Annotated in this window: 13 protein-coding genes; all 13 read left to right on the top strand. The window is 71.2% G+C overall.

Annotated elements, in window-relative coordinates:
• Positions 1–441 (top strand): ABC transporter ATP-binding protein (locus tag AB0B01_RS22945; protein WP_361722060.1); only part of this gene is annotated, 441 nt, incomplete at its 5' end.
• 189 nt (positions 442–630) lie between these two features.
• Complete coding sequence (locus AB0B01_RS22940; protein ID WP_361722058.1) at positions 631–1,563, top strand: GNAT family N-acetyltransferase; 933 nt, start codon at positions 631–633, stop codon at positions 1,561–1,563.
• A 107-nt stretch (positions 1,564–1,670) separates the two neighbouring features.
• Positions 1,671–3,299, top strand: coding sequence for an ABC transporter substrate-binding protein (locus AB0B01_RS22935; RefSeq protein WP_361722055.1), 1,629 nt, complete (start codon positions 1,671–1,673; stop codon positions 3,297–3,299).
• Positions 3,300–3,329: 30 nt separating this feature from the next.
• Positions 3,330–4,253 carry an ABC transporter permease gene (locus tag AB0B01_RS22930; RefSeq protein ID WP_361722052.1) on the top strand — a complete coding sequence of 308 codons (924 nt, stop codon included), beginning with the start codon at positions 3,330–3,332 and terminating at the stop codon, positions 4,251–4,253.
• Positions 4,246–5,238: an ABC transporter permease gene (locus AB0B01_RS22925; protein WP_361722049.1), complete on the top strand. Its 993-nt coding sequence runs from the start codon at positions 4,246–4,248 to the stop codon at positions 5,236–5,238. Before AB0B01_RS22930 ends, AB0B01_RS22925 begins: the two co-directional genes overlap by 8 nt.
• 14 nt (positions 5,239–5,252) lie before the next feature.
• The gene (locus tag AB0B01_RS22920; protein ID WP_361722046.1) at positions 5,253–6,236 is read left to right on the top strand and encodes an ABC transporter ATP-binding protein; all 984 of its coding nucleotides are present in this window, start codon (positions 5,253–5,255) and stop codon (positions 6,234–6,236) included.
• Positions 6,229–7,311: a dipeptide ABC transporter ATP-binding protein gene (locus tag AB0B01_RS22915; RefSeq protein WP_361722043.1), complete on the top strand. Its 1,083-nt coding sequence runs from the start codon at positions 6,229–6,231 to the stop codon at positions 7,309–7,311. Before AB0B01_RS22920 ends, AB0B01_RS22915 begins: the two co-directional genes overlap by 8 nt.
• A gap of 367 nt (positions 7,312–7,678) precedes the next feature.
• On the top strand, positions 7,679–7,873 hold the full coding sequence (locus tag AB0B01_RS22910) for a hypothetical protein (RefSeq protein ID WP_361722041.1): 195 nt from the start codon (positions 7,679–7,681) through the stop codon (positions 7,871–7,873).
• A 24-nt stretch (positions 7,874–7,897) separates the two neighbouring features.
• A complete protein-coding gene (gene mshB / locus AB0B01_RS22905) occupies positions 7,898–8,797 on the top strand; it encodes an N-acetyl-1-D-myo-inositol-2-amino-2-deoxy-alpha-D-glucopyranoside deacetylase (protein ID WP_361722038.1) in 900 nt (299 codons plus the stop codon).
• On the top strand, positions 8,794–9,177 hold the full coding sequence (locus AB0B01_RS22900) for a DUF6113 family protein (protein WP_361722036.1): 384 nt from the start codon (positions 8,794–8,796) through the stop codon (positions 9,175–9,177). Before mshB ends, AB0B01_RS22900 begins: the two co-directional genes overlap by 4 nt.
• Positions 9,178–9,536: 359 nt before the next feature.
• A complete protein-coding gene (locus AB0B01_RS22895) occupies positions 9,537–11,414 on the top strand; it encodes a hypothetical protein (RefSeq protein ID WP_361722033.1) in 1,878 nt (625 codons plus the stop codon).
• A 155-nt stretch (positions 11,415–11,569) separates the two neighbouring features.
• Entirely contained in the window at positions 11,570–12,523 is a 954-nt protein-coding gene (locus AB0B01_RS22890) for an ABC transporter ATP-binding protein (protein ID WP_361722030.1), read from the top strand.
• 17 nt (positions 12,524–12,540) lie between these two features.
• Positions 12,541–13,281: an ABC transporter permease gene (locus tag AB0B01_RS22885; protein WP_361722075.1), complete on the top strand. Its 741-nt coding sequence runs from the start codon at positions 12,541–12,543 to the stop codon at positions 13,279–13,281.
• Positions 13,282–13,309 lie beyond the last annotated feature (28 nt).

Here is a 13,309-nt window from a genome sequence, read left to right as displayed (position 1 = left end):
GTCATCAACCTGATGGAGAAGCTCCAGGACGAGTTCAACCTGTCCTACGTCTTCATCGCGCACGACCTGTCGATCGTCCGGCACATCTCGGACCGCGTGGGCGTCATGTACCTGGGCAAGATGGCCGAGATCGGCACCGACGCCCAGATCTACGACCACCCCACCCACCCGTACACCCAGGCGCTGCTCTCCGCCGTCCCGGTCCCGGACCCGGACGCCCGCGAGGGCCGCGAGCGGATCATCCTCACCGGTGACGTCCCGTCGCCGGCCAACCCGCCGTCGGGCTGCCGCTTCCGCACCCGCTGCTGGAAGGCCGTCGACAAGTGCGCCACCGAGGAGCCGCTGCTGGCGGTCCCGGAGCGCTTCAAGGGTCTGAACACCCTGGCCGCGCACGAGTCGGCCTGCCACTTCGCGGAGGAGAAGGCCATCCTGGCCGTCTGATCCCGCTGCTCGTCCGAACGGTCTGGTCCCCGGTGCCCCAAAGCACCGGGGACCAGCCGTATTTCGGCCGCGGACACCGGTACGGAAACCCGCGGTAAGGGTCGGCACCCGCCGGCGGCGCGAGCAGCGGCCGGCCCGATCGCGGAATTGCGTTGCGGTCCGGGCGGTGGCGGCCCGACAGTGGGGCACATGCCGTTCATCGTCCGGCCCGCCGGGCCCGGGGACGCCCCCGACATCTGCGCCCTGCTCAACGCCGTCGACCTGATCGAGATCGGCAGGCCCGAGACGGATCTGGGCACCGTCGAAGCCGACCTCAACCATCCCGGCGTCGACCTCGCCACCGACTCCTGGCTGGCCTTCGCAGACGGCCGGCTCGTCGGCTACGCCCTGGTCTGGGCGGACTCCGGGCCGGGCCGGGTCGACTGCGACCACTACGTACTGCCCGGGCACCGCCGGTCCGCCCTCACCCTGCTGGAGCGGATGGAGGCCCGGGCCCGCGAGATGGCCGCCGGAGCCGGGCCGGCCGTCCTGCGGCTCCAGCTCAACGTGAAGCCCACCCTCGACCTCTCCCTGCTCACCGGCCGCGGCTACCGCACCGTGCGCCGCTACCAGGTGATGACCCGCTCCCTCAGTCCGGCCGCCGACCGCCCGCCCACCCCGCCGCCCGGACTCGTGCTCCGCGACTGCGCCGCCGACGAGGCCGACCGCCGCCGGGCCCACGCCCTGGTGGAGGAGACCTTCGCCGCCCACTTCGGCCATGTGGAGCGACCGTACGAGCAGTGGCTCGACCACCTGGACGCCCGCGCCCTCGACTGGTCGCTGGTGTGGATCGCGAGCCTGCCCGAGCAGGGCGACGTGGCCGTGCTGCTCACCCGCGACGACCGCACCAGCATGGGCTGGCTGAGCCACATCGGCGTACGGGGAGGCCTGCGCGGCCGGGGCATCGGCGGGTTCCTGCTGCGCCACGGCTTCGCCGCCTACGCCGCCCGCGGCCGGGACACCGTGGGGCTCGGCGTGGACACCCTCAACGAGAGCCGCGCCCTCGCGCTGTACGAGGCGCACGGCATGGGTCTGCACTATGCGGTCGACACCTGGGAGCTGCCGTTGCACTCGCAGGGGTGACAGGGGCGGGACGCGAGGGTGCAATCGGTCCAACCAGGAGTGCACCGGCTCACTCATGGGGTGACATTGGCCCCTAAGTGAGTCTTGGGAGCCATAGGAGGCACTCCATGCGCGGAGCCACCCATGCCAAGTGGGCCGCAGGTGCGGTGGCCGTCGCCCTCGTGGCGACGGCCTGCGGCGGCGGAAGCGACAGCGGCGGGGGCGGCGGCGCGGGCATCGTCAGTTCCTCCTGGGGTGACCCCCAAAACCCTCTGGAGCCCGCCAACACGAACGAGGTGCAGGGCGGCAAGGTCCTCGACATGCTCTTCCGGGGCCTCAAGCGGTACGACCCCAAGACCGGCGCGGCCGACAACATGCTCGCCGAGAAGATCGACACGACCGACAGCCAGAACTTCACGATCACCCTGAAGGACGGCTGGACCTTCAGCAACGGCGAGCCGGTCACCGCCCAGTCCTTCGTGGACGCCTGGAACTACGGGGCGGACGTCCGCAACAAGCAGAACAACTCCCCGTTCTTCGCCGACATCGTCGGCTACGCGGACGTGCACCCCGCCTCCGGCGAACCCAAGGCCAAGACCATGTCGGGGCTGGTCGTCAAGGACGCCAAGACCTTCACGGTCGCCCTGAAGGCGAAGTTCTCCACCTGGCCCGAGACCCTCGGCTACCAGGCCTTCTCCCCGCTGCCCAAGGCCTTCTTCACCGACCACGCGGGCTGGCTCGCCAAGCCCGTGGGCAACGGCCCGTACACGGTGGACTCGTACACCAAGGGCACCGGCATGAAGCTGCGCAAGTGGGACGGCTACCCCGGCGCGGACAAGGCCCAGAACGCCGGTGTGGACCTCAAGGTCTACACCGACAACAACACCGCCTACACCGACCTGATCTCCGGCAACCTCGACCTCGTCGACGACGTCCCGGCGCAGCAGCTCAAGAACGTCAAGAACGACCTCGGCGACCGGTACATCAACCAGCCCGCGCTCATCATCCAGACCCTCACCTTCCCCCTCTACGACCCGCAGTGGAACAAGCAGGGCATGGAGAAGGTCCGCCGCGGCATCTCCATGGCCATCAACCGCGACGAGATCACCAAGCAGATCTTCCGCGAGACCCGAACCCCCGCCAAGGACTGGACCTCGCCGGCGCTCGGCGAGAAGGGCGGCTTCAGCGCCGCCCTGTGCGGCGACGCCTGTACGTACGATCCCGCGGCGGCCAAGAAGCTGATCGAGGAGGGCGGCGGACTGCCCGGCGGCAAGGTCACGCTGACCTCGAACGTCGACACCGGCTCGCACCGCGACTGGATGGACGCCGTCTGCAACAGCATCAACAACGCCATCGGCGAGGGACCCGTCTGCACGGTCAACCCGGTCGGCACCTTCGCGGACTTCCGCAACCAGCAGAGCTCGTACAAGCTGACCGGGCCCTTCCGCTCCGGCTGGCAGGCCGACTACCCGCTCATCCAGAACTTCCTGCAGCCGCTCTACTACACCGGCGCCTCCTCCAACTACGGGAAGTTCAGCAACCCGGACTTCGACAAGCTCGTCGACGAGGCCAACCAGGAGGGTGACGCGGCCAAGGCGATCACCAAGTTCCAGGACGCCGAGAAGATCCTCGTGGCCCAGATGCCGGCCATCCCGCTCTGGTACCAGAACGGCAGTGCAGGCTACGCCGAGCGGCTCTCCGACGTGGCGCTCAACCAGTTCAGCGTCCCGGTCTACAACGAGATCAAGGTCAGCTGACCCTCCTACGGATCGGACCTGGAGCAGTCCATGGGACGTTACGTGATCCGGCGGCTGCTCCAGATGATCCCGGTGTTCATCGGCAGCACGTTCCTGATCTTCTTCATGGTGTACGCGCTCGGCGACCCCGTCGCCGCCCTCTTCGGCGACAAGGCCCCCGACCCCGCCACCGCCGCACGCATCCGCAAGGACCTCTACCTCGACCAGCCGCTGTGGAAGCAGTACCTCCACTACATGGGGCAGATCTTCCAGGGCGACTTCGGCACGGCCTTCAACGGCCAGAAGGTCACCGAGCTGATGTCCACGGCCTTCCCCGTCACCCTGCGCCTGACCATCGTCGCGATCATCATCGAGATCATCGTCGGCATCACCCTCGGCGTGGTCAGCGGCCTGCGCCGCGGCAAGGCCATCGACACCACCCTGCTCGTGCTCACCCTGGTCGTCATCTCCGTGCCGACCTTCGTGACCGGCTACCTGCTGCAGTTCGTCCTCGGGGTCAAATGGGGCTGGGTCCGGCCCACCGTCTCGCCGAGCGCCCCCTTCGACGAGCTGATCCTGCCCGGCGTGGTGCTCGCGCTCGTCTCCCTCGCGTACGTCACCCGGCTCTCGCGCACCTCCATCGCCGAGAACGTCCGGGCCGACTACGTCCGCACCGCCATCGCCAAGGGGCTGCCGCGCCGCCGGGTCATCACCCGCCACCTGCTGCGCAACTCGCTCATCCCCGTCGTCACGTTCATCGGCACCGACATCGGCGCCCTGATGGGCGGCGCCATCGTCACCGAGCGGATCTTCAACATCCACGGGGTCGGCTACCAGCTCTACCAGGGCATCCTGCGCAACAACTCGCCCACGGTCGTCGGCTTCGTGACCATCCTCGTCATCGTCTTCCTGCTGGCGAACCTGCTCGTCGACCTGCTGTACGCGGTCCTGGACCCGAGGATCCGCTATGCCTGAGCCGTACGACCCGCTCCAGCCCGGGGACCGGGAGGCCATCGCCCCGACGGGGCAGGGGGGAAGCATGGACCTCGCACTGGAAGAGGCCGAGAGCCTGGAGAAGAACCTCACACCGGCCGGGGGCCCCGGACCCGCCGAGAAGGCCCGCTCCCTCTGGAGCGACGCCTGGCACCAACTGGCCCGCAACCCCGTCTTCGTCGTCTCGGCGCTGCTGATCCTCTTCCTCGTAGCCATCGCGATCTGGCCCCAGCTCATCGCCGGCGGCGACCCGCTGAAGTGCGACCTGTCCAAGTCCCAGCAGGGCTCCGCCCCCGGCCACCCCTTCGGCTACGACACCCAGGGCTGCGACGTCTACACCCGTACCGTCTACGGCGCCCGCGCCTCCATCACCGTCGGCGTCTGCGCCACCCTCGGCGCCGCCCTCCTCGGCTCCGCACTGGGCGGACTCGCGGGCTTCTTCGGCGGCTGGGGCGACGCCCTGCTCTCCCGGGTCGCGGACATCTTCTTCGGCATCCCCGTCGTCCTCGGCGGGCTGGTCTTCCTGTCCGTCGTCACCAGCAGCACCGTCTGGCCCGTCGTCGGCTTCATCGTGCTCCTCGGCTGGCCGCAGATCGCCCGCATCGCCCGCGGCTCCGTGATCACCGCCAAACAGAACGACTACGTACAGGCCGCCCGCGCCCTCGGCGCAGGCAACGCCCGGATGCTGCTGCGGCACGTCGCCCCCAACGCCGTCGCCCCGGTCATCGTCGTCGCCACCATCGCGCTCGGCACCTACATCGCGCTGGAGGCCACCCTCTCCTTCCTCGGCGTGGGCCTGCGCCCGCCCACCGTCTCCTGGGGCATCGACATCTCCAACGCGGCCTCCCAGATCCGCAACGCCCCGCACATGCTGCTCTACCCGGCGGGCGCGCTGAGCCTGACCGTGCTGGCGTTCATCATGCTCGGCGACGCCGTCCGCGACGCCCTCGACCCCAAACTGCGCTGAGGAGCCCTGCCGCCATGCTGCTCGAAGTGCGCGACCTGCACGTGGAATTCAGGACGCGCGACGGTGTCGCCAAGGCCGTCAACGGAGTGAACTACTCGGTGGACGAGGGCCAGACCCTCGCCGTGCTCGGCGAGTCCGGCTCGGGCAAATCGGTGACCGCGCAGGCCGTGATGGGGATCCTCGACATGCCGCCCGGCCGGATCGCGGGCGGCGAGATCCTGTTCAAGGGCAGGAACCTGCTCACCATGAAGGAGGAAGAGCGGCGCAAGGTCCGCGGCGCCGAGATGGCGATGATCTTCCAGGACGCCCTGTCCTCGCTGAACCCCGTCCTGAGCGTGGGCGCCCAACTGGGGGAGATGTACGAAGTCCACCGCGGCATGTCCCGCAAGGACGCCCGGGCCAAGGCCGTCGAGCTGATGGACCGCGTGAAGATCCCGGCGGCCCGGCAGCGGGTGGGGGACTACCCGCACCAGTTCTCCGGAGGAATGCGCCAGCGCATCATGATCGCGATGGCGATGGCCCTGGAACCCTCCCTGATCATCGCGGACGAGCCGACGACCGCCCTGGACGTCACCGTCCAGGCCCAGGTGATGGACCTGCTCGCCGAGCTCCAGCGCGAGCTCAACATGGGGCTCATCCTGATCACCCACGACCTCGGCGTCGTCGCCGACGTGGCCGACCAGATCGCCGTCATGTACGCCGGCCGGATCGTCGAGTCCGCCCCCGTCCACGAGATCTACAAGGCCCCTGCCCACCCGTACACGCGGGGCCTGCTGGACTCCATCCCGCGTCTGGACCAGAAGGGCCAGGAGCTGTACGCCATCAAGGGCCTGCCCCCGAACCTCCTCGCCATCCCGCCCGGCTGCGCCTTCAACCCGCGCTGCCCGATGGCCCAGCCGGTCTGCCGCACCGACGTGCCGCCGCTGTACGAGGTGACCGAGTCCGCGGTGCCCCGGTCGAGCGCCTGCCACTTCTGGAAGGAGTGCCTCCGTGGCTGAGACCATCCTGGAGGTCCGCGGCCTGGTCAAGCACTACCCGCTGACCCGGGGCATCCTGTTCAAGAAGCAGGTCGGCGCGGTCAAGGCCGTCGACGGCGTCTCCTTCGGCCTCGCCCAGGGGGAGACCCTGGGCATCGTCGGCGAATCGGGCTGCGGCAAGTCCACCGTCGCCAGGATGCTGGTCAATCTGGAACGCCCGACCGCCGGGGCGATCTCGTACAAGGGCGAGGACATCACGCGACTGTCCGGCAGGGCCCTCAAGGCCGTGCGCCGCAACATCCAGATGGTGTTCCAGGACCCGTACACCTCGCTGAACCCGCGCATGACGGTCGGCGACATCATCGGGGAGCCGTACGAGATCCACCCCGAGGTGGCTCCGAAGGGTGATCGGCGCCGCAAGGTCCAGGAGCTCCTGGACGTGGTCGGCCTCAACCCCGAGTACATCAACCGCTATCCGCACCAGTTCTCCGGCGGCCAGCGCCAGCGCATCGGCATCGCCCGCGGCCTCGCGCTCAACCCGGAGATCATCATCTGCGACGAGCCGGTCTCCGCGCTCGACGTGTCGGTGCAGGCGCAGGTCATCAACCTGATGGAGAAGCTCCAGGACGAGTTCAACCTGTCCTACGTCTTCATCGCGCACGACCTGTCGATCGTCCGGCACATCTCGGACCGGGTCGGCGTCATGTACCTCGGCCGGGTGGTGGAGATCGGCACCGACACCCAGATCTACGACCACCCCACCCACCCCTACACCCAGGCGCTGCTCTCCGCCGTCCCGGTGCCCGATCCGGAGGCCCGCGCCCACCGCGAGCGGATCATCCTCAGCGGGGACGTCCCCTCACCGGCCAACCCGCCCTCGGGCTGCCCCTTCCGCACCCGCTGCTGGAAGGCCCAGCGCCGCTGCGCCGAGGAGGTCCCGCTCCTCGCGGTCCCGGAGGCCTTCCCCTCCGGTCCGGCCGCCCACCCCTCGGCGTGCCACTTCGCCGCGGAGAAACAGGTGGTGCCGCCCGCGGGGGAACTCGCGCCGCCGCCCGCGCCGCCGCCCGCCGCGCCGACACACCTGACGGACGAGTAGCGGGTACCGCTCATTTCTCGCCACCCGCGTGAATACGCCGCGTGGCGCGATCCGTCAGTCCGCCGTCGGCGGCAACACGGTTTACGTGCAGGCAACTTGACCGTTTCTGCCCCGAGATCTGCGGCGGGCAGCCTGAAGCCGTGCGGCCGTGCGGGTGCCGACAGCCGGCCGGGGAGGCGTACAGACTCCCCGGCCGGCCTCCCCCGTGACCCTGCGCATGCGCGGCGTGCGCCCCTCGTGCTGCCGGAATTCGATCGATGCGCTGGTACGGATAGTTATGATCCGTAGCGCACGGTGGGTATGACTCCGCCGAGCACTGAGTACGAGTACGCGTACCGATGTCCGCTCGACGTGGAGGTGAAACGCCGTGGCACTCTCGATCTCGGCTGTGGTGCTGCTGGCGATCGTCGTCTTCCTGCTGGTCCGCAGGTCGGGCCTGAAGGCGGGACACGCCGTTGTCTGTGTGCTCCTCGGTTTCTACCTGGCGAGTTCGACCATCGCCCCGACCCTGAGCCAGCTCACCACGAATGTGGCGAGCGTGATCAGTGGCCTCAAGTTGTAGGCGGGGCCTCGTAGTCTTGGCTCCATGAACGGTCTTCCCGCCCGTCGGCTGCTCCTGGTGCACGCGCACCCGGACGACGAGTCGATCAACAACGGCGTCACCATGGCCAAGTACGCGGCCGAGGGTGCGCACGTCACCCTGGTGACCTGCACCCTCGGCGAGGAGGGCGAGGTCATCCCGCCGGAGCTGGCCCACCTGGCGGCCGACCGGGACGACGCCCTCGGCGCCCACCGCGTCGGCGAGCTCGCCGCCGCCATGGCGGAACTGGGCGTCACCGACCACCGGTTCCTCGGCGGCCCCGGCCGCTTCCGGGACTCCGGGATGATGGGGGCCGAGCAGAACCGCCGCCCCGGCTCCTTCTGGTCCGCCGACGTGGACGAGGCCGCCGCGCACCTCGTCGAGGTGATCCGCGAGCTGCGCCCTCAGGTCCTGGTCACCTACGACCCCGACGGCGGGTACGGGCACCCCGACCACATCCAGGCCCACCGCGTCGCCATGCGCGCCGCGGAGCTCGCCGCCGAGCCCGCGTACCGCCGCGACCTCGGCGAGGCGCACGCCATCGAGAAGACCTACTGGAACCGCGTCCCGCGCTCCGTGGTCGAGGAGGGCTTCGCCCGCCTGCGGGCGGCCGCCGGGGACAAGGCGCCCTTCCCGGGGCTGGCTTCGCCCGAGGACGTGCCCGGCGTCGTCGACGACGAGCTGATCACCGCGGAGATCGCCGCCGACGAGTCGTTCGTCGCGGCCAAGGCGGCCGCCATGCGGGCCCATGCCACGCAGATCGCCGTGGACGGGCCCTTCTTCGCCCTCTCCAACGACCTTGCGCAGCCGCTGTTCGCCCGCGAGTACTACCAGCTGGTCGCCGGCCGGGCCGGTGCCCCCGCCGGGGAGCGCGAGCAGGACCTCTTCGCGGGGGTGCAGGCGTGACCGGAACCCTGTCCCCGGGCCGGATCGCCGTCCTGCTCGGGCTGTTGGCCGCGGGGCTGCTGACCGGCGGGGCCGGCTGGCTCGTCGTGGACCTGTGGTCCCCGGGCGGGCTGCTGCTCGCCCTGCTGGCCTTGTTCGGGCTGTTCCTCGGAGGGCGGATCGCCGTCGGAACCGGGCTCGGCGTGGGCGCGGGAGCCCTCGGCTGGTTCCTCGCGTACGTGGTGCTCAGCGTGCCGCGCCCCGAGGGGGACTTCCTGCTCGGTTCGTCCGGAATCGGTGTGTACGCCTACCTTTTGGGCGGTGCTGTGCTGGCTGTGATCTGTGCCACGCTGCGGAGTCCGTTCGACCGGCCGGTTCCGGCCGCGCGGGCCGGTAAGTGACGTGCCGTTGAACTCGGTCGGGGTGTGTGTTCCCGGCGGTTGGGCGCGGGCGCGGACGGCCTCCGGAGGGTGCGCGGAGGGGCCCAAGAGGAACCTCGGATTCCCCTAGGTCAGTTGCGTGCGGGCGGCGGCCAGTATGGTGGTCGGGCCGCCGAGCTGCCCGCGCACGGTATGACGGGCGGCGGAGCCAACCGGGAGAACCTGCCTTGAGTCGTGAAACCGACAGTTCGTCCTCCGGGCCCCAGGGGCGCGGTGGAGCCGCCTACCCCTCGGGTACGCCGCCGTATGGAGCCGGCCAGAACCCGTCCACGGCTGTGGTTCCCCGGCGGGCCGCGGCGACTGCCTCGGAGGAGAACTCTGTGACCTCGAACCCGTCCACGCCCGACACCGACGGACCGAAGACCGAGACCACCCTGACGACCCGGATCCGGATCAACATCCCGGGTTCGCGGCCGATCCCGCCGGTGGTCGTACGCAAGCCGATGGCGGCCGCCGCCGAGCCGGAGGCCGAGCCCGAGACCGCGCCGGCCGCGGCGGAGCCCGCACCGGCCGAGCCGGAGGAGGCGGCGGCCAGCAACTGGTTCGCCCCCCGCAAGCCGGCCGGCGGGACGCCCGCAGCCGGTCCGGCACCGGCTCCCGGCTCCGCGCCGGCGCCCGGTCCTGCGCCCGCGCTGCCCACCCGTACCCCGTCCGCGCCCGCGGCGGGCCCCGCGCCCGCGCTGCCGACGCGCACCCCGTCCGCCCCGGCGGCGCCGCTGCCCACCCGCACCCCGGCCCCGCCGCCGGGCCCGGCCGGTCCGCGCCCGGGCGCCCCCGGCGCGGGCTTCGCCCCGGGCGTTCCCGGCGCCCCCGCAGGCCCCGGCTCTCCCGCAGGCCCCGGTGCCCCCGGCGCCGCCGGACCGCGTACGGGTGCGCCCGCGGGGCCGGGCTTCGACACGCCCGCCGGCGGCTTCCCGCCCCCGGCCCCGCTCGGCGGCGGCTACCGCCCCGGCGGTCCCGCCGGCTCCCGGCCCGAGCCGCCCTACTCCGACGGCGGCCCCTCCACCGAGGCGTTCCCCGCGTACGGCGGCGGCCCCGCGGGCCCCGCAGGCCCCGCCGGACCGGCGGGCCCCACCGGCGGCCCCGCCCTCGGCAGCGTCCCCGTGGGCGCCCCCCACGCCGACGCGGCACCCCGCTGGCCCGGCCCCGGGCTCGACGACCCACTGCCGACCCCGGTTCCCGCACCGGGTCCGGGCGCGGCCGGCGCCGCCCGCCCCGCCCCGAAGCCGGCCTCCTCCGTTAAGCCGACCAAGATCAAGCGGGGCCGCTCCCGCCTGGTCGTGATCGGCGGCGGTCTCATCGCCCTCGTCGGCGTCGCGTACGGCGCCGGGCTGCTCCTGAACCACTCCGACGTCCCCAAGGGCACCACCGTCCTCGGCGTCGACATCAGCGGCAGCCGCGACGAGGCCGTCGCCAAGCTCCAGACGGCCTTCGGCAACCGCGCCGCCGCCCCGCTCCAGCTGACCGTCGCCGGCAAGCAGGTCGAGCTCAAGCCGGAGAAGGCCGGCCTGAGCCTGGACAGCCAGACCACCGTCCGCAACGCCGCGGGCAGCGACTACAACCCCGTCACGGTGATCGGCTCGCTCCTGGGCCAGGAGCGCGTCGCCGAGCCCGTGATGCCGGTCGACGAGGAGAAGCTCCAGGTCGCCCTCCAGGAACTGGCGGGGACCGCGGGCACCGCCACCGAGGGCACCATCAAGTTCGACACCGGCAAGCCCGTCGCCGTCCCCGGCAAGGCCGGCACGACCCTCGACGCGGACGCCTCGGCCGACCTGGTCACCAAGGCCTTCCGCACCATGGTCGCCACCGGGAAGGCGGACCCCGTCGAACTCCCCACGACCACCAAGGAGCCGGCGGTCAACCAGGCCGAACTGGACCGGGCGATGAAGGAGTTCGCCGAGCCCGCGATGTCCGGCATCGCCACCGTCAAGGCGGGCAACAAGTCCCTCGCCTTCGGCGCCAAGTCCCTGCCCAAGATCCTCAGCATGCAGGTCGTGGACGGCCACCTGGTCGAGAAGTACGACCTGGAGGCGCTCAAGGCGACCTACGGCAACACCTTCGACGGCGTCCTGGTCATGCGCGGCACCGGCGAGAAGACCGCGGTCACCCCGCAGGACGTGGCCGGGGCCCTCGGCAAGGCACTGCGCGGCAAGACCCCGGCCGAGCGGACCGCCACCATCGACACCAACGCGAGCTGACGCACGGCCACGGCGCAGCACCCCGCGGACGAAGCCCCGCCCCCCGGGAGGCGGGGCTTCGCCGTAACGTCACATCTGCGGCATGACATCCGTCATCCGCTGGTCACGACCGCAGACACTGCCGCGCGCACCCCCGTACGGGGGATTCTTCCCTCATGACGACGACGACCCCGGCGCACACCACCGCCGCCCGAGCCACCGCACCCGGTGCCGGCCCCGTGGTGAGCTTCCACGACGTGACCAAGAGCTACGGTGCGGTCCGCGCGGTCGACGGCCTCTCCCTGGAGCTCCACCCGGGCGAGACCGTCGCACTGCTCGGCCCGAACGGCGCCGGCAAATCCTCCACCCTCGACCTGCTGCTCGGCCTGCGCCCCGCCGACTCCGGCACCGTCCGGCTCTTCGGCGCCACCCCGCGCGAGGCCATCGCGGCCGGCCGGGTCGGCGCGATGCTGCAGAGCGGCGGCCTGATGGAGGACGTGACCGTACGCGAGGTCGTCACCCTCGGCTGCGCCCTGCACCCCCGCCCGTACCCCGTGGAGGAGGTGCTCAGCCGCGCCGGCATCGCCGAGATCGCGGGCCGGCTCGTCAACAAGCTCTCCGGCGGCCAGGAGCAGCGGGTCCGCTTCGCCCTCGCCACCGCCGGCCACAACGACCTCATCGTCCTCGACGAGCCCACGACCGGCATGGACGTGACCTCCCGCCAGGCCTTCTGGGCCACCATGCGGGAACAGGCGGCCCAGGGCCGCACGGTCCTGTTCGCCACCCACTACCTGGAGGAGGCCGACGCGATCGCCGACCGCGTCCTCGTCCTCAACAAGGGCCGGCTGCTCGCCGACGGCACCGCCGCCGAGATCAAGGCCAAGGCCGGCGCCCGCCGGATCGCCTTCGACCTCACCGGCGAAGGCGTCGACGAGACGGCGCTGCGCGCCCTCCCGTACCTGACCGGCTACGCACGCCACGGCGACACCGTGCGCCTCCAGTCCAGCGACGCCGACGCGACGGTCCACGCCGTCTACGCCCTCGGCCTCTACCCCCGCAACCTGGAAGTCGCCGGACTGGGCCTGGAGCAGGCCTTCATCGCCCTCACCGAGGCCGAGGAGGCCGAATAACCATGCTGACCACCGGAATGACCAAGCTCGTCGCGCTTGAGATCCGCCGCGCCCTGCGCAACAAGAAGTACCTGTTCTTCACCGTCCTCTACCCGGCCGCCCTCTTCCTGATGCTCGGCGGCACCCTGGACGGCACGACGAAGGTCATGGGAACCCAACTGACCATGCCCGCCTTCTACATGGTCGCCATGGCCTCCTTCGGCGCCCTGACCGCCGTCCTGGTGGGCAACAGCGAGCGCATCGCCAAGGAGCGCGAGAAGGGCTGGGTCCGCCAGCTGCGGCTGACTGCCCTGCCCGGCCGCGGCTACGTCCTCGCGAAGACGGCGAGCGCCGGGGTGCTGTCCCTGCCCGCGATCCTCGTCGTTTTCGCAGTCGCCGCAGGCATCAAGGGCGTACGGTTCGAGGCCTGGCAGTGGCTCGCCCTGACGGGCTCCATCTGGGCCGGCAGTCTCGTCTTCGCCGCGCTCGGCGTGGCCATCGGCTACATGGCGAACGGCGACACCGTCCGCCCCCTCACGATGCTGGTGTACTTCGGCCTGTCGATCCTCGGCGGCCTGTGGATGCCCACCGCCAACTTCCCGCAGTGGCTCCGGAACATCTGCGAGTGGCTGCCGACCCGGGCGTACGCGGGCCTCGGCCAGGCCATCGAACTGGGTGGCGCGCCCCACCTGAAGGACGTGGCCGTGCTCGCGGTCTACTTCGCAGTGTTCACCGGTGCCGCCGCCTGGCTGTACCGCAAGGACTCACTGAAGGCTTGAACCCGTGGCACTGACGCAGGAACCCCCA

It is taken from the genome of Streptomyces sp. NPDC044571, from assembly GCF_040647115.1.
Lineage (GTDB): Bacteria > Actinomycetota > Actinomycetes > Streptomycetales > Streptomycetaceae > Streptomyces.
This window is presented reverse-complemented; position numbering and strand designations above follow the sequence as displayed.

Coding starts and splice junctions, on each gene's coding strand:
- AB0B01_RS22940 (WP_361722058.1), top strand. CDS start 631: ATGCCGTTCATCGTCCGGCCCGCCGGGCCCGGGGACGCCCCCGACATC.
- AB0B01_RS22935 (WP_361722055.1), top strand. CDS start 1,671: ATGCGCGGAGCCACCCATGCCAAGTGGGCCGCAGGTGCGGTGGCCGTC.
- AB0B01_RS22930 (WP_361722052.1), top strand. CDS start 3,330: ATGGGACGTTACGTGATCCGGCGGCTGCTCCAGATGATCCCGGTGTTC.
- AB0B01_RS22925 (WP_361722049.1), top strand. CDS start 4,246: ATGCCTGAGCCGTACGACCCGCTCCAGCCCGGGGACCGGGAGGCCATC.
- AB0B01_RS22920 (WP_361722046.1), top strand. CDS start 5,253: ATGCTGCTCGAAGTGCGCGACCTGCACGTGGAATTCAGGACGCGCGAC.
- mshB (WP_361722038.1), top strand. CDS start 7,898: ATGAACGGTCTTCCCGCCCGTCGGCTGCTCCTGGTGCACGCGCACCCG.
- AB0B01_RS22890 (WP_361722030.1), top strand. CDS start 11,570: ATGACGACGACGACCCCGGCGCACACCACCGCCGCCCGAGCCACCGCA.
- AB0B01_RS22885 (WP_361722075.1), top strand. CDS start 12,541: ATGACCAAGCTCGTCGCGCTTGAGATCCGCCGCGCCCTGCGCAACAAG.